A 17176-nucleotide genomic window follows, 5' to 3' on the forward strand; every position below is an offset into this window, starting at 1 on the left:
CGGGGATTTTTGACCAAAAACACCGCCGTTGCGTTAATTGTCAACAGACCCTAGGAACAGCAGCCCCAACGCACTCAAGCCAAACATATCGAATATACCGTGCGCCAGAAAAAACGGCACCAGCACATTGATTTTACGGCGGAACAGCCAGAACGACACGCCCAAGGTGGTAACAGTCAGCGCCCCTGCCAAACCTTGATAAGTGTGGAAGATGAAACGGGCGAAAAGGCTGAACGCCACCGCTTGGGGCAGGATTTTCGGCTTGACGGCAAACACCAGCCCCATAAAGAAGATTTCTTCAAAAAAACCGTTAAACAGCGAGGCCGATACCAACTCGAGGGTGTAGCGCGTACCCGGATAAAAAGCCTCTGTTTCGGGGTAATGTTCGGGAACCAAAAAAGCGTGCAGATACTGATAAAGGTCGGCGGCCAACCCCGCCCCAAGCACCAACAAGGCGGTTAAAGGCAGGGTGTAGCGGTCTATCCTAAAATTCAATACACCAAAATCAAACCGGCGCCAACGCAGATACAGCCACGCGATAACCAACAAAACCGCTTCCATGACAATAACCCGGTAGGTAGCCATATCGTTAATGGCAAGCCCCACGGGCTCAACCAGCCCCGCTTGCCGCAGCTGCCAATAACCCGTTAGGGAAGAATAAGCGGAGGTGCCGAAGAAGATAAGCGACAACACCGCGATGTCGGCAAACGTCAGGTGTTTTATTTCAGGTGCCGGCATAATGGATTCCCCTTAATCTTTCAAGTTATATATCAAACATATATGGCAAAAAAATCATTACAGTGCAACGATAGCCGTCTTCATGGAAAGGCCGTCTGAAAAACATCACTGAAAACCGGCCGGTTTGATTCAAGCCGCTTCCCAATAATCGATATAAAGCTGCAATTCGATATGGTTGCGCCATTCGTTGGCCACGGGGCGGTAAACCGTGCGCACACGCGCAGGGATTTCTTCGGTGCAGCGCCAAAACATGGCTTCGAATTCGAGGCCGTCTTTTTGCAGCCACACTTTTTTGTGGTTAACGCCCATGCTCTGCTGGCGGACAACGGCGAATTCGTCGGTAAAGCTCGGCGGCGCGAAACCCTGCCCCCACACTTGGCGGGCAAGGTTCTGCGCTTGGGCAAGGGTGATGTCGGCGGCAGGCAGGCTGCCGTCGGTAACATAGGTTTGCGACAAATCGTCTTCGCAAACCAGTTCGCGCACCACGTTTTCAAAGGCCGTCTGAAACGCGCCGATGTCGGTTTCGCGTATGCTCAAACCGGCCGCCATGGCATGACCGCCGAACTTTAAAATCAAATCAGGGCAGCGTTTGCTCACCAAGTCTAAAGCGTCGCGCAGGTGCAGGTTGGGAATGGAGCGGCCGGAACCGCGCACTTCACCGTTGCCGGCAGGGGCGAACACAATGGCGGGGCGGTAGAAGCGGTCTTTCAAGCGGCCGGCAACGATGCCGATAACGCCTTGGTGGAAATCGCCGCGGTAAGCCACCAGCGTAGTTTGTCCGGCAGGCAGCTCGTCGGGAAAGGCATCAAGTGCGTCTTGCAGCATAGATTGTTCGATTTCGCGCCGTTCGGTGTTCAAATCGTTCAGGTGTGCGGCGAGGGTTTGCGCTTCGGCGTCGCTGTCGGCCAGCAGGCAGGCGATGCCCACCGACATATCGTCGAGCCGCCCTGCCGCATTAATGCGCGGCCCCAACGCGAAGCCCATGTCGAAAGGCTGCGCTTTGCGCCAGTCGCGCCGCGCCACGTCAAACAGGGCGCGGATGCCGGGGCGCATTTTACCCGAACGCATACGCTTCAAACCTTGCGATACTAAAATGCGGTTGTTGTGGTCGAGCGGCACCACGTCGGCCACCGTGCCCAGCGCCACCAAATCCAGCAGTTCGCCCAGATTGGGTTCGGGCAGGCCGTCTGAAACCGGGCCGGCGTTTTCAGACGGCCTGAAATAACCGCGCCCGCGCAATTCGGCACGCAACGCCGTCAACACATAAAAAATCACGCCCACGCCCGCCAGACTTTTGCTGGCGAACGTGCAGCCCGCTTGGTTGGGGTTGACGATAATGCAGTCGGGTACACGCTCGGCGGGCAGGTGGTGGTCGGTAATCACAACGTCGATGCCCAATTCCTGCGCGCGCGCCACGCCGGCGAGGCTGGCGATGCCGTTATCCACCGTAACCAGCAAATCTGTGCCTCGCGCGGCGGCAGTTTCGGCCAGCTCGGGCGTGAGGCCGTAGCCGTGCTCGAAACGGTTGGGCACGAGAAAATCCACCGCCGCGCCCATTGCGGCCAAACCTTTCATGCCCACAGCACAGGCGGTGGCGCCGTCGGCATCGTAATCGGCCACAATCAGGATTTTTTCACGACGCTGCACCGCATCGGCCAACCTCGCCGCCGCCGCCGTGCAGTTTTTCAGCCCCTGATAGGGCAGCAGCGCGGCCAGTCTGTCTTCGAGTTCGGCAGGCGCAGCCACATCGCGTGCGGCACACAGGCGCGCCAGCAAAGGGTCGGCGCCCGCTTCGATCAGGCTTTGGCAAACGGTTTGATTGAACGGGCGGGTTCGGATTTTGGCAGACATGAAACGGGGAGAAAGATAGAAAAGAAAAAACGTATTGTAACGCGGAACGGGTTGTTTTTCAGACGGCCTGAAGTTCCAAAAAAAGCAGGCCGCCTGAAAAACAATATGCAAAAAGTTTAATTACCGTTAAATTTTCCTGCAATGCTTGACCTGCCGGGCAGCTGTGGCAACAATGACGGCTGTTTTATTTACCATAAGCAGCCCGCACCATGCACACCGTTCAAACCGGCGGCACCACCAAAGTGGAAATTTATCAGGAAATCCTGCCGCAAATCGAAAGCCTTATCCGGGGAGAACCCGACCTGACCGCCAATCTCGCCAACATCAGCGCGGTGTTGAAATCAGCATTCGGCTGGCTGTGGGTGGGTTTTTATCTGGCCGATCATAACCGCCGCGAGCTGGTGCTGGGGCCGTTTCAAGGGCCGACGGCCTGCACGCGCATTCCCTACGGGCGCGGTGTGTGCGGCCAAGCGTGGGAAAAAGGCACCACCATCGTGGTGGAAGACGTAACCCGCCACCCCGGCCACATCACCTGCTCGCCGCTGTCGCAATCCGAAATCGTTGTGCCCGTATGGGACAAAACCCGCCGCTTGGCCGCCGTGCTCGATGCCGATGCCGAAACTGCAGGCTGCTTCGACGGCACCGATGCCCATTATCTGGGCAGGCTGGCCGAAATCATCACACGCCGTCATGATTAACGGCTGCCTTTCTTTATCAGGGCCGTTTTAAAAACAACCTTTGCGGCTACATGCCGGGAAACATCCCTTTCATTCCCTTCATGCCTTTGGCCATGCGCATCAGCTTGGCCATACCCTTGCCGCTGAACATCTTCATCATCTGCTGCGACTGCTCGAACTGCTTGAGCATTTTGTTTACTTCCTGCACCGAAGTGCCCGAGCCGGCCGCGATGCGGCGCTTGCGGCTGGCCTTGATTAAGGCCGGGTTGGCACGTTCTTTCGGCGTCATCGAGTTGATGATGGCTTCCACATGCCCCATGGCTTTTTCGGCGGTGCCTTCGGGAATCTGTTTGGAAAGCTGGCCGAGTTCGCCCGGCATTTTCGACATCAGGTTTTCCAAGCCGCCCATATTGCGCATCTGCTGGATTTGTTCTTTAAAATCGTTCAAATCGAAGCCCTTGCCTTTGTGCAGCTTTTTCGCCATTTTGGCGGCGGCTTCTTCGTCGATGCCTTTCTGCACTTCTTCGATCAGGCTCAACACGTCGCCCATGCCGAGAATGCGGCTGGCGATGCGGTCGGGGTAAAACGGCTCGAGGCCGGTTACTTTTTCGCCGATACCGATGAATTTAATCGGCTTGCCGGTTACCTGCCGCACCGACAAGGCCGCGCCGCCGCGCGAATCGCCGTCCATCTTGGTGAGAATCACGCCGGTCAGGGGCAGGGCTTCGTTAAAGGCTTGGGCGGTGTTCACCGCATCTTGGCCGAGCATGGCGTCCACCACAAACAGGGTTTCGATAGGGTTAACCGCTGCGTGGAGGGCTTTGATTTCGTTCATCATTTCTTCGTCGATTGCCAGGCGGCCGGCGGTATCGACCATCAATACGTCGTAGAAATGCTTTTTGGCATAGTCCACGGCCGCCTTGGCGATATCGACGGGCTGCTGGCTGGTGTCGGAAGGAAAGAAATCCACGCCCACTTGTTCGGCCAAAAGCTTCAGCTGTTCGATGGCGGCAGGGCGGTAAACGTCGGCGGAAACCACAAGGATTTTCTTTTTGTGGCCGTTTTTCAGCAGGCGCGAAAGCTTGCCCACGGTGGTGGTTTTACCCGCGCCCTGCAAACCGGCCATCAGCACCACGGCGGGCGGCGAAACGGCAAGGTTGAGCGTGCTGTTTTCTTTGCCCATCAATTCGATCAGGGCATCGTTTACCACACCGATAAAGGCTTGGTCGGGCGTGAGGCTGCCGGTGATTTCGCGGCCGAGCGCTTTTTCTTTAACGTTGTTGATAAACCCTTTCACCACAGGCAGGGCAACGTCGGCCTCGAGCAGGGCCAGGCGCACTTCGCGCAGGGCTTCTTTTATATTGTCTTCGGTGAGCTTGGCTTGGCCGCGGATGTTTTTCAGCACATTGCCAAAGCGGCTGGTTAAGTTGTCTAACATGGGTGTCCTTAGAATCGGGGCGGGCGGCGGGGGCTTGAGGCCGTCTGAAAACGGCAAAACCGCATTAAAGTTTCAATAGGCGCCGCCGTTTTTGATAAAATCGGCTTATTTTACACCACACGCAGCTTCGTGAGTATGCGTGCAAAAGAAAGTTTGTCATGCCGATAGTATTGATTTGCCTGATGCTGCTGTATGCGGGAATGGCGGTGTTCGTATGGCTGCACCACAAAAAACGCGACGGCAGGCCTTATCCGCTGAAAACGGAACTGGCGGTGCTCGCCCCGGCACTGCTGTTGCAGGGTGCAGTGCTGTTTCTGCCCGTGCTGCACGACAGGGTGCTGATAATGGGTTTCGGCTATTCGGTGAGCCTGATTGTGTGGCTGATGCTGATGATGTATTGCTTGGGCAGCTTCTTCTATAACCTGCGCGGGCTGCAACTGCTGCTTTATCCGTGTGCAGCGTTGTCGCTGCTGCTTGCGGCGGTGTTTCCCGGCAAATTTGCCGGCTACCAAATCAGCGACTGGCCGTTTATGCTGCATGTGGGCTCATCGCTGCTGGCCTACGGGCTGTTCGGCATCGTAACCCTGCTGGCAGTGCTGGTTTTGCTGCTGAACCGCAGCCTGCACCAGAAAAAATTCTCACCCCTTGTATCGTTTCTGCCCCCCCTGCTGAGCCTTGAAAAACTGATGTTCCAAGGCATATGGGCGGGTTTTCTGCTGCTGACCTATTCCGTAATAAGCGGCACGTTTTTCGCCGAAACCGTGTTCGGCAAACCGTTTGCCCTTACCCACAAATCAGTGTTCGGCATAATCTCGTGGCTGATTTACGGCGGCCTGCTGTTGAAACACGGCATGACGGCATGGCGCGGCAAAAAAGCCGCCGTGTGGACGATTATCGGTTTCATCAGCCTGATGCTGGCTTATGTGGGCAGCAAATTCGTGCTGGAAATCATTCTGCACCGCTAGGGGCTGTCGACAATTGGCCGGCGAAGCGGTTTTTTGAGGCAAAAACCGCGTATGCCAGGCAAAAAGCTCAGCAAGGTTGGACACCTTGCGAGCATTTTTAACGCCGCAGACGGGGATTTTTGACCAAAATACCGCCGTTGCGCTAATTGTCAACAGACCCTAGGGCCGGGAGCTACTGGCAATTTACAACCACGCAAAAAACAGGCTGCCTTTTCAAGCAGCCTGTTTTGATAATGCCGGAAATTCTCTCTCTATTTATTAGGAGCCTTTGTGTACTTGGCGTGGTGATTGAAATCACTTTATGAAAGGCAATGTAATTCATTTAAATTGAAAGTGCAAGTGCTCTAACTTACAAACAGGCAATAAAAACAAAATATCGGATAAAAACAAAAATTTTTAAAATTTAAAGCTAATAAGAAATTTTTTTCGGCATAAACCTGTAATCACAGGGAGCCGGCAAACCCGGTTCCTTGCACCATCAAAAATCAGGCTTGCAACCAACCCGAGCAAAGCCTGAATCTTTGCAAAACCGTTCCAATACCCAACAAACCCTTCCCTGCCGTTATCAGATTCATCGGCGCAGCGAAGCTTGCAAGGCCAATAACGGCGGCAGGTGGTTTTAGAATCAATATAGCAGATACTTAACTTTCACTGCGTTACCCCGCCTTAGCTCAAAGAGAACAATTTTGTAAGCCGCTGAAGCGGTTCCGTACTGCCTGCTGCCACATAGATTCGAACGGTTATGGTGCAACAAGTTGCACCCTACTGACTGCACATGGACTCGAACGGTTTTGGTGCAACAAGTTGCATCCTACTGATACAATACAAAAAGAGCCTGCGAATGCAGGCTCTTTTGTGTTTCTAACCGTAAGATTAGAATTTGTGGCGCAAGCCAACCAAACCGGCGGTAGTTTCGGTTTTGTTGTCGCTCTTACCGGCACGCAGCCAGCCGGCAGAAACCATAGCGGTAGTGCGTTTAGAGAAGTCGTAATCCGCACCTACTACAACTTGGTTGTATTGGCCGTTATCCAGTTTGGTGCCGTTGGCTTTGGGTTTGAAGCCGTGGGCGTAAGAAACGCGGGGAGTTACGTTGCCGAAGCGGTAAGCACCGGTAATGGCGGCTTCATGGGTTTTCAGGCCGGCTGAAGTGTCGGCAGCTGCATCGGCACTGGTGTAATCCTCGTTACGCAGTTTGGCCAAGTAGCTGTTTTCGCTGTCCCAACCGTCGGTGTATTGGTAACCCAAACCTACAAACAGGTTGTTGGCATCGTAACCGGCCTGTACTTGGTGGGCCTGGCCTGATTTGCTTTGGCCGGCAGCAGTTACATAAGAAGATTTTTTGTAACCCAAACCGTATTGGGCAAAGAAGCCGGCGTTTTCATAGTTCAAACCACCGTAGTAGGCAGAAGTGTCGCTGGCGTTATCGGTACGGCCGTCGGTGGGGTTGCCTACACCGCGAACCTCAACGGTTTTGTTATCGCGCGGAGAGTATTGAACGTTGGCGCTGAAACCGCCGAATACGGGGGTATCGTAACGGGCAGAAACCACTTTTTTGCCAGTGCGGGTGAACATATCCAAGCCCAAGGCGTGGTTGTTGTATTCCCACGGATCAATGGTATCCATGTTATCCAGCTGGGTACCGATTTTACCGGCACGGATGGTACCTGCACCGCTTTCCAAACCGATGTAGGCTTCACGGTTACCCCAACCTGAATCGGTGCCTGCTACGGAAGTTTTCTGCTCCACTTTCCAGATGGCGTTCAGGTTGTTGCCCAAGTGCTCGTGGCCTTTGAAGCCGATGCGCGAACCGAAATCGGCGATTTCGGAAGTGGTGGCGCTCTTGGTTTCTACACCGTTGCGTTTTGTTTTGGTTTGGGAAACTTCAACACCGGCTTTGATTTGGCCGTAGAGGGTTACGTCGGCGAAAGCGGCAACAGGCAGGGCAGCCATGCTCAAGGCGATCAGAGATTTTTTCATTGCTGTATTCCTTTTCTATCGTTTAAGAAAACAAACTCAAATGGGCATGAAACCATCCAAGCTTTTGCATTCATCGCAAGGAGAGCGATTTCATGCCTCCTAATATAATTGCTTCGTTGCAAAAAAACAAACTTTATCGGCTACAACCTTGGCAGAATGTGTGGGGTTTATTCCACATTAAAAATAAAATTATTTTAAAATCAATAGAATATGAAAAAATAAACAGGGTTCGGCACATTTGCAACAAATTGTCAGTTTGTGTTGTTTTTCGGCACTGCGGGGGTTTATCGGTTTTTAAACTGCCTGAACGGTAGCGGTTGGGGCTACATCAAACCCAAACTTCTTAACGCCACAATGCCTGCGGCGGCGGTAAACATGGCGCCGAACGTGGTGATGCCGGTGATGTTGGCGGCTGCGGTGCCGTTGCCGCCCATGGCGGTGGCCATCACATAAGCTGCTGCGGCTACGGGCGTGGCCGTCATCAGGAACAATACGCCGAACGCTACGCCGCTCAGGCCGAAAGCCAAGCCTGTGATAACGGCGATAACGGGGGCGGCAAACAATCTTCCGATGCTGGCTTGCAGGGAGATATCCGACATTTTCAGCATGGAGCGGATATCGAATGCGGCGCCGGCGCAAATCAGCGCCAGCGGCAATGAGATGTTGGCTACATACCCTGCGGTTTTCATAATGGGTTTGGGTACGGGAATATGGAAGTGTTGCAGCAACAAAGCGGCCACGATGGCGAGAATCAATGGGTTGGTGAAGATTTTTTTGAGAATGTTGCCTGCTTTTTTGTGCCATGCGCTGCCTTCTGCCCTGCTGAGGGTGATAACCGCCAAGATGTTGAACAATATGGTTATCACGCCGGTATAAACCGCGCCGGCGGCCAAGCCGCTTTCTCCGTAGGCATTGAAAACAAATGCCAACCCCATAATGCCCAGATTGCCACGGAATACGCCTTGTACGAACACGCCTTTGTCGCGCGGGTCGGCAACGAATTTCCATGCGTAAAGTTCGGCGGCGGCAAAACAAACCAGCACGGATGCGGCTCCGGCCGCCAACAGCAGGGCTTGTTCGCCATAGTTGATTTTGCTTTCGGCAAGATTGGCAAACAATAGGCACGGCAGGCCGTAGTGGTAAACCAGTTTGGAGGCCTGCGCGATAAAGTGCTCGTTGATTTGCGCCGTGCGGCGCAAAAATATGCCGAAGCCCAGCAGCAGGGTGCTGGGCAGGGTTACATTGATGGCAAACAAAACGGCGTCGGTAAAATTCTGCATGAATAGTTCGGAAAACGGTTGATTAGCGGGCAACGGCTTTCATTATATATAGATAACGGTTTGGCGGAGGTTTGCGGCCGTCTGAAACGTGGTATATTCGGCCTGCCCTGCAAGAGGGTTTTCAGACGGCCTCAACGGTGTTTGCGCCTGCTTCGGCTTTAATCGGATATTGAAACATATATTATATAGTATGAACGACACTCTGCTTTATCTGTTGTTTGCCGCGTTTGCCGGTATTGGTTTGGGCGTTTTGTTTGCCTGGTTGTTTCTGCGTGCCAAACACCAAGCCCAAGCGCACCGTCTGCACACCGGGCTGGCCGCCGCCGAAAGCCGCGCCGCGCAGATTGAACCGCTGCAAAACGAGTTGGGTGAAAGCCGCCGCCGCGAACAGGAAATCCGTGCCGAGCTGCAAGAAATATCAAGCCGTTTCGCCGCCGCCCGCCAGCATATCGAAAGCCTGCAAGAGCGCGAAAACGAATTGGGCCGTCTGAAAAACGATTACCGCGATCTGCAGCAGGAGCTGGCCGAAAGCCGGATCGATTACGAGCGTTTGAACACCCAAATCGGGCAGGAGCGCCTTGCCCATGAAGAAAAAATCGCCCTGCTGGCCGAAGCCCGCCAAAGTTTGACCGACCAGTTTCAAAACCTTGCCAACAATATCCTCGAAGAAAAAACAAAGCGCTTCACCGAACACAACGCAGAAAGCATCAGCCGCCTGCTCACCCCGCTCAACGAGCGCATGGGCAAATTCAGCGAGCTGGTGCAGAACACTTATGAAAAAGAAGCTAAAGAGCGGCTGACTCTGGAAAACGAACTCAAACGCCTGCAAAGCCTCAACAACCGGCTTCACGCCGATGCCAAAGCGCTCACCGACGCACTCACCGGCACGCAAAACAAAACCCAAGGCAACTGGGGCGAGATGATTTTGGAAACCGTGCTGGAGAATTCCGGCCTGGTTAAAGGGCGCGAATATTTCGTTCAGACGGCCTCCACCCGCACCGAAGAAGACGGCAGCGTCCGCCGCCTGCAACCCGACGTGCTCGTTAACCTGCCCGACAACAAACAAATCATCATCGACAGCAAAGTGTCGCTCACCGCCTATGTGCGCTACACCCAAGCGCAAACGCCCGAAGAGGCCGAGCGCGAGCTGGCCGCCCACACCGCCAGCGTGCGCGCCCACATCAAAAGCCTGTCGCTCAAGCAATACAGCGATTTGGAAGGGGTGAACACGCTGGATTTCGTGTTTATGTTTATCCCCGTCGAGCCGGCCTATTTATTGGCCTTGCAGCACGACGACAGCCTGTTTCAAGAATGCTTCGACAAGCGCATCATGCCCGTCGGCCCCAGCACGCTGTTGGCAACCCTGCGCACGGTGGCAAATATCTGGCGCAACGAACAGCAAAACCAAAACGCACTCGCCATCGCCGAAGAGGGCGGCAAACTCTATGATAAATTCGTCGGCTTCGTTACCACGCTCGAAGGCGTGGGCAAAAACATCGAGCAGGCGCAAAGCCAATACCAGGCCGCCTACAAACAGCTTTACGAAGGCCGCGGCAATTTGGTCGGCCGTGCCGAAAAACTGCGCAAACTGGGTGTGAAAGCCACCAAGCAACTTGAAAAAAGCCTGGCGGAAAAAGCGGCAGGCGAAACATCCGAGCTGCCTGACCCCGACAAGGAACCGGAAAATGTAAAAAGGAGCCTGTAGGCAGTGCAGACGGCAGCATTTTTTTTGCAAGGTCAATGTTCTGAAAATATGGTGAATCAAAATAAAACGGCTGCGCACAAACGCAGCCGTTACCTTGGATTTCACCATACCCAGTTTATCAGTTTGAACCGACTTTGATTTTCTGCCACAGATTTACGGTGAGTTTTTTCGCGTCGCCTTCCATCTGAGGCATCACGAAGCCGTTTTTCATATCGTCGGCGGTCGGGAAAATCGAACGGGTGGCCACCAGCTTGGGATCCATTTTCTCGCGCGCGGGCAGGCTGGCGGGGGCGAACGTTACCGCATTGCCATTTTTGGCCGCAATTTCAGGATCCAGTGTGTAGTTGATGTATTTGTGTGCGTTGGCCACATTTTTCGCATCGGCGGGAATCAGCCAGGATTCAATCCAGAACCCCATGCCTTTGGGCGTGAGCACTTCGATGCCCACATTGTTTTTCACTTCTTCCGAGCGCGCTTTGGCCATGTTCAGATCGCCGCCGTTACCGGCCGCCAAACACACGTCGCCGCGCGCCAGTTCGTCGATTACCGAGGGGCTGAAGCGTTTTACGTCGGGGCGGACGGCCTGCAGCACGCCGGCGGCTTCTTTAATATCTTCGGCATTGCTGCCTTTCGGATCTTTACCCAGATAGTTCAACACAATCGGGAACATTTCAGACGGCGTATCCCACAGCGCGATGCCGCAGGATTTCAGTTTGTTGGTGTATTCGGGTTTGAACAGCAGGTCCCAACCGTTTTCAGGCAGTCGGCCGCCCAAAACTTCTTTACCTTTGGCGGTGATGGCCAGCGTGTTCACGCCCGAGAAATAAGGCACGGCATATTCATTGCCCGGATCGGCGGTTTCGAGCATTTTCAAAAGCTCGGGATCAATGTTTTTATAGTTGGGGATTAAATCCTTATTCACTTTCTGGTATGCACCCGCCTGGATTTGGCGCGGCAGGAAGGCGATACCGGGCACGGCCAGATCGTAGCCCGATTTGCCGGTCAGCACTTTGGCTTCCAGCGTTTCATTGTTTTCATACAGATCGTAAGTGAGTTTCAGGTTGTTGGCTTTTTTAAAGTCTGCAACAGTGCTCTCGTCAACATAGTTCGACCAGTTGTAGATATTGAGCGTATCGGTAGCGGGCAGGCCGCCGGCAGCAGCGGCAGAACCTGCATCTGCTTGAGATTGGGCGGGTTTTTGCTCGCTTTGGCCGCCGCAGGCCGCCAAAGACAAGGCTGCGATAACGGCTAATACAGATTTTTTCATACGGGTTGGTTTCCTAATGAACAAGGTTGAATGGACGAAAAACCGCCGCCCCCATAAAAACCCCGGCTGCGGCGCGGGGTATTGTAAAGGAATGCCTAATAAAAATCAAAGTGATATAACTGCTTTCTCCATACTGCCCCATTGAAGTTGCAAAGACCGTCTGAAAACGGCAGGCGGCAGCGGGGCTGTCGTTTTTCGGACAGGCTTCTGCAAGCGGCAGTCGGCAGCCGGTGAAAACACTTGCGCAGATAAGGCTAAGTATTTAAAATTACGCGTTTACGAAATTAAATTTTGATTTTTATCAGGAGACATTCAATATGGCCAACAGCGCACAAGCCCGCAAGCGTGCCCGCCAGTCGGTTAAACAACGTGCCCACAACGCCAGCCTGCGCACCGCATTCCGCACTGCGGTTAAGAAAGTGCTGAAAGCGGTTGCAGCCGGCGACAAAGCCGCCGCACAGGCAGTTTACCAAGAGTCGGTGAAAGTAATCGACCGAATCGCCGACAAAGGCGTTTACCACAAAAACAAAGCGGCCCGACACAAAAGCCGTTTATCAGCCAAAATCAAAGCTTTGGCTTAGACCGGTTGCGGAGCGGCTGCTGTTTCCGCCATGTCGGAATGCGCGATGCCGCACTGAATCCAATGCCCCCGAAGAGCGGAATCGAGCCTTTCGGGGCATTTGCTTTTTGTTTGGCGCGGGGGTAAATTAGACCGCCGGACGGCATTGAAACCGGTGCGCAATCCGCCTTAACCATTTGAGCACCAATGATTTCAGACGGCCTGAACATACCCGACACGCCCAAAGGTAACCCGTATGAACTGGAAACATTTCGTTGCAGCCGGAGCCGGTTTGGCGGCCTTTTCTTCCGCCGCCCTTGCCGAAAACAGCAATGCCGCGCTGCAATGCACGCTGATACAGGACAATGCCCTGCGGCTGGCCTGTTTCGACAAAATCTACGCCGCCCAATTTCCGCCGCAAACACCGCCGGCAGCCGAAAAGCAGCCGCCCAAGGCGGTGGATTTGGTGAAATCGGTGGATACGAGTTTGGCCAAAAAAGAGCCTACGGTTGTGTTCAGCAAAAGCGGTGCCGGCGGCGAACCTACCGAAACCCTGCTTGATGCGGCCGATGCCTATACGCCGCTGAGTTTGATGTACGATTTGGATCAAAACGACGGGCGCGGCATTTTGTCGGTGCGCGAACACAATCCCATGTATCTGCTGCCCGCTTGGTATAACAGCAGCCCCAACCGCTACCCTGAAACATCTACGCGCGGTGTAACCGACGACGTCCGCGCCAAAGACCAGAAACGGCTGGAAGCGAAAATGCAGGTGTCGTTCAAAACCAAACTGCTGGAAGATTTGTTCCGCACCCGCTCCGACGTGTGGTTCGGTTACACCCAAACCGCGCACTGGCAGTTATGGAACCAGGGCGAAAAATCCGCTCCGTTCCGCAACAACGATTATTCGCCCGAAATTTTCATCACCCAGCCCGTAAAAGCCGGCCTGCCCGGCGGCGGCAAGCTGCGCATGCTCGGTTTGGGCCTGGTGCACCAGTCCAACGGCCAAAGCCGCCCGATGTCGCGCTCGTGGAACCGCGTGTACGGCATGGCGGGTATGGAATGGGGCAGGCTGACCGTGATTCCGCGGTTGTGGGTGCGCGCGTTCGACCAAAGCGGCGATGACGACGACAACCCCGATATCACTGATTATATGGGCCACGGCGATTTGAAACTGCAATACCGCTTCAACGACAAACAAACCGTTGCAGCCACCATGCGCTACAACCCCAAAACCGGCAAAGGCGGTGTGCAGGCCGACTATACTTTTCCGATTAAAGGCAAGCTCAAAGCCTATGTGCAGGGCTACCACGGCTATGGCGAAAGCCTGCTCGACTACAACCACAAACACAACAGCATAGGATTCGGCGTGATGCTCAATGATTGGGATGGTTTTTGAACACCCTATTCGCGGCAAACACTCGTTTCTTACTGCCCGAGCGCGTATAATGGCGCGTTCGGGCAGTATTTACCGTTCACCACATATGGAATACCGATATGGCAAAAAATGCGGCTGAAAGCGGCGGCATCTCTAAGGCATTGAAAAAATACCTGATTACGGGCGTTTTGGTGTGGCTGCCGATAGCCGTAACGGTGTGGGTGATTACCTACATCGTTTCCGCATCCGACCAACTCTTCCAGCTTTTGCCCGAAAAGTGGCAGCCGGCCAGCCTGATGGGCTTCAATATTCCCGGTTTGGGCGTGATTGTGGCCGTGGTGGTGCTGTTTGCAACCGGCCTGTTCGGCGCCAACGTATTGGGCAAACAGATTATCGCTGCATGGGACAACCTGCTCGGCCGCATTCCTGTGGTGAAATCGATTTATTCCAGCGTAAAAAAAGTTTCCGAATCGCTGTTTTCAGACAACAGCCGTTCGTTCAAAACCCCCGTTTTGGTGCCGTTTCCTCAACCGGGTATCTGGACCGTCGCTTTCGTGTCGGGCAGTTTGGCAGGCGCGGTGGCGCGCAGCCTCGATAACGGCGAAAAATACCTTTCCGTTTATGTGCCGACCACGCCCAACCCCACCGGCGGCTACTATGTGATGGTGAAAAAAAGCGATGTGCGCGAACTGGACATGAGCGTGGACGACGCGCTCAAATATGTGATTTCGCTGGGCATGGTGATGCCGGACGAGCTGCCCGTAAAAGCCCCGGCCGATGCGCAGAGGCCGTCTGAAAATCCCGAATGACTGGGAATAAGTATCCAGGCAGACTGAAAGTTTTTATGAGTAAATATCTAATTGCATTTGATTTAAGCCAAGATTGCTTAAGAGCGCATTATCATGCTAATTCGCCCAATAATGCCTATTACAATATCGCCACTGTTTTAAAAAAACACGGTTTTAATAACATTCAGGGTAGTGTGTATATCAGCATGCGGGACGATATCAGCGAAGCACACGGTACACTTGCCTTACAAGAAGTGGCCGCATTATACGACTGGTTTGCCAAATGTGTATCAAACGTAAAATTTTATCGTTTAGAAGCGGATTTGGATGCACAATTTATCGTGGATGGAGTAGAAGCGGCACGAACAGCATTTATCCAACAAATACAGCAATTGCGCCAAAGTTTATTGCAAGCCGGACTAAGCGAAGATAAGTTGAACGAAATTTTAAATCAGCAAAATTTTGCAATTGGCAATATTAACCTGCCACTGAATAAAATGAAAAATATTGAATTAGAATAATCCGGTTGGTTTGAAATAATTTAAAACAAGTATTTCAGGCAATCTGAAAATTATTTAAAATTTTTCTACTCTATTGAAAAATCAGCAAGGAAATTCCTAAAAGATGCGTACCAATTATTGTGGCTTGATTAACGAGCAATACCTAGATCAAACCGTTACCGTCAAAGGCTGGGTGCACCGCCGGCGCGACCACGGCGGCGTGATTTTCATCGACCTGCGCGACCGCGAGGGCATCGTTCAGGTGGTTATCGACCCCGATACGCCCGAGGCTTTTCAAACGGCCGATTCCGCGCGCAACGAATACGTTTTGAGCATCAGCGGCCGCGTGCGCAACCGTCCCGAGGGCACCACCAACGATAAGATGATTTCCGGCAAAATCGAAATTCTGGCCAAAGAAATCGAAGTGTTGAACACCGCCGCCACGCCCCCGTTCCAAATCGACGATGAAAACATCAGCGAAAACGTGCGCCTGACAAACCGCGTGATTGATTTGCGCCGCCCTGTGATGCAAAACAACCTGAAACTGCGCTACCAAGTGGCGATGGGCGTGCGACGCTATCTCGACGAACAGGGCTTCATCGACATCGAAACCCCGATGCTTACCCGCTCCACCCCCGAGGGCGCGCGCGACTATCTCGTGCCCAGCCGCGTGCACCCGGGCGAATTTTTCGCGCTGCCGCAATCGCCGCAACTGTTCAAACAACTGTTGATGGTGGCCGGCTTCGACCGCTACTACCAAATCACCAAATGCTTCCGCGACGAAGATTTGCGCGCCGACCGTCAGCCCGAATTCACCCAGATCGATATCGAAACTTCGTTTTTAAGCGAAAACGAAATCATGGACATCACCGAAGGCATGGCCAAACAGGTGTTTAAAGATGCCTTGGGCGTGGAACTCGGCGATTTTCCGCGCATGCCCTATTCCGAAGCCATGTTTTATTACGGTTCCGACAAACCCGATATGCGCGTAAGCCTGAAATTTACCGAACTGACTGATTTGATGAAGTCGGAAGAATTCAAAGTGTTCCGCGCCGCCGCCGATATGAAAGGCGGCCGCGTGGTCGCCCTGCGTGTGCCCGGCGGCGCCAAACTTTCCCGCAAAGACATCGACGAATACACCAAATTTGTCGGCATCTACGGCGCCAAAGGCTTGGCCTACATCAAAGTGAACGACGTTACCAACCTTTCCAACGGCGAAGACAGCGGCCTGCAATCGCCGATTGTGAAATTCCTGTCTGAAAACGCTCTGAGAGAAATCATCGCCCGAACCGGCGCGCAAAACGGCGACATCATCTTCTTCGGCGCCGACAAAGCCAAAATCGTCAACGAAGCCATCGGCGCGCTGCGCATCAAAATCGGCCACGAACACGGCGCCGAAAACGGTTATTTCACCGACGAATGGCGCCCGCTGTGGGTAGTCGATTTCCCGATGTTCGAATACGACGAAGAAAACGGCCGTTACGCCGCCATGCACCACCCCTTCACCTCGCCCAAACCCGGCCATGAAGACCTGATGGAAAGCGAGCCCGAAAACTGCCTGGCCCGCGCCTACGATATGGTGCTCAACGGCTGGGAAATCGGCGGCGGCTCCATCCGCATCCACCGTGCAGACATTCAGGAAAAAGTGTTTGCCGCACTGAAAATCGGCCCTGAAGAGCAGCAGGAAAAATTCGGCTTCCTGCTCGACAACCTGAAATACGGCGCGCCGCCGCACGGCGGTCTGGCCTTCGGCCTCGACCGTTTGGTAACACTGATGGCCGGTGCCGAATCTATCCGCGACGTAATCGCTTTCCCGAAAACCCAGCGCGCCCAATGCCTGCTCACCAACGCCCCCAATGCGGTGGATGACAAACAGCTGCGCGAATTAAGCCTGCGCCTGCGCCAAAAGGCGGTCGAAGGCACAGGGGTTTGATAAGATTTAACTTTTAAAAACAAAGATAGTGTATTGAACTGTCAATGCCATTATATTAAACGGCTGGCAACAGTTACCCTAAACCCCGTATTTTTACGGGGTTTTGCACTTTGTATATTG

Annotated in this window: 14 protein-coding genes; 8 read left to right on the top strand and 6 right to left on the bottom strand. The window is 53.6% G+C overall.

All coding sequences use genetic code 11. The features are described from left to right. Positions 1-33 precede the first annotated feature (33 nt). Positions 34-738 (bottom strand): CPBP family glutamic-type intramembrane protease, encoded by a 705-nt coding sequence (locus tag Q3970_RS09895; RefSeq protein ID WP_303100410.1) that lies wholly within the window; start codon positions 736-738, stop codon positions 34-36. Between the two features lie 129 nt (positions 739-867). Beyond that, positions 868-2589 carry a single-stranded-DNA-specific exonuclease RecJ gene (recJ, locus tag Q3970_RS09900; RefSeq protein WP_303100411.1) on the bottom strand — a complete coding sequence of 574 codons (1722 nt, stop codon included), beginning with the start codon at positions 2587-2589 and terminating at the stop codon, positions 868-870. 209 nt (positions 2590-2798) lie between these two features. Here recJ and Q3970_RS09905 point away from each other — a divergent pair, with 209 nt between their 5' ends. Further along, positions 2799-3287, top strand: a complete 489-nt coding sequence (locus Q3970_RS09905) for a GAF domain-containing protein (RefSeq protein WP_303100412.1) — start codon at positions 2799-2801, stop codon at positions 3285-3287. A 46-nt stretch (positions 3288-3333) separates the two neighbouring features. Here Q3970_RS09905 and ffh read toward each other — a convergent pair whose 3' ends face one another. Then, positions 3334-4704, bottom strand: a complete 1371-nt coding sequence (gene ffh, locus Q3970_RS09910) for a signal recognition particle protein (protein ID WP_303100413.1) — start codon at positions 4702-4704, stop codon at positions 3334-3336. 158 nt (positions 4705-4862) lie between these two features. Between ffh and Q3970_RS09915 the strand changes: the two genes are divergently transcribed. Beyond that, a complete protein-coding gene (locus tag Q3970_RS09915; protein ID WP_303100414.1) occupies positions 4863-5669 on the top strand; it encodes an inner membrane protein YpjD in 807 nt (268 codons plus the stop codon). Positions 5670-6542: 873 nt separating this feature from the next. Here the strand turns inward: Q3970_RS09915 and porB are convergent. Both porB and Q3970_RS09925 read right to left on the bottom strand, forming a co-directional pair. Next, positions 6543-7646, bottom strand: a complete 1104-nt coding sequence (gene porB / locus Q3970_RS09920) for a trimeric porin PorB (RefSeq protein WP_303100415.1) — start codon at positions 7644-7646, stop codon at positions 6543-6545. Between the two features lie 323 nt (positions 7647-7969). Further along, entirely contained in the window at positions 7970-8926 is a 957-nt protein-coding gene (locus Q3970_RS09925) for an AEC family transporter (protein ID WP_303100416.1), read from the bottom strand. Positions 8927-9116: 190 nt separating this feature from the next. Between Q3970_RS09925 and rmuC the strand changes: the two genes are divergently transcribed. Further along, on the top strand, positions 9117-10631 hold the full coding sequence (gene rmuC / locus Q3970_RS09930) for a DNA recombination protein RmuC (RefSeq protein ID WP_303100417.1): 1515 nt from the start codon (positions 9117-9119) through the stop codon (positions 10629-10631). A 118-nt stretch (positions 10632-10749) separates the two neighbouring features. Here rmuC and Q3970_RS09935 read toward each other — a convergent pair whose 3' ends face one another. Next, positions 10750-11898 carry an ABC transporter substrate-binding protein gene (locus Q3970_RS09935; protein WP_303100418.1) on the bottom strand — a complete coding sequence of 383 codons (1149 nt, stop codon included), beginning with the start codon at positions 11896-11898 and terminating at the stop codon, positions 10750-10752. 317 nt (positions 11899-12215) lie between these two features. Here Q3970_RS09935 and rpsT point away from each other — a divergent pair, with 317 nt between their 5' ends. The 5 genes from rpsT to aspS all read left to right on the top strand — a co-directional run bounded on the left by rpsT (position 12216) and on the right by aspS (position 17056). Further along, on the top strand, positions 12216-12479 hold the full coding sequence (gene rpsT, locus Q3970_RS09940) for a 30S ribosomal protein S20 (RefSeq protein WP_303100419.1): 264 nt from the start codon (positions 12216-12218) through the stop codon (positions 12477-12479). Positions 12480-12713: 234 nt separating this feature from the next. After that, positions 12714-13856, top strand: coding sequence for a phospholipase A (locus Q3970_RS09945; RefSeq protein ID WP_303100420.1), 1143 nt, complete (start codon positions 12714-12716; stop codon positions 13854-13856). Between the two features lie 98 nt (positions 13857-13954). Then, a complete protein-coding gene (locus Q3970_RS09950; RefSeq protein WP_303100421.1) occupies positions 13955-14644 on the top strand; it encodes a DUF502 domain-containing protein in 690 nt (229 codons plus the stop codon). Positions 14645-14679: 35 nt separating this feature from the next. Next, on the top strand, positions 14680-15144 hold the full coding sequence (locus tag Q3970_RS09955) for a VapD (protein ID WP_303100422.1): 465 nt from the start codon (positions 14680-14682) through the stop codon (positions 15142-15144). 103 nt (positions 15145-15247) lie between these two features. Next, complete coding sequence (gene aspS / locus Q3970_RS09960) at positions 15248-17056, top strand: aspartate--tRNA ligase (RefSeq protein ID WP_303100423.1); 1809 nt, start codon at positions 15248-15250, stop codon at positions 17054-17056. Positions 17057-17176: the final 120 nt, after the last annotated feature.

Source organism: Neisseria sp. (assembly GCF_030530745.1).
GTDB lineage: Bacteria > Pseudomonadota > Gammaproteobacteria > Burkholderiales > Neisseriaceae > Neisseria.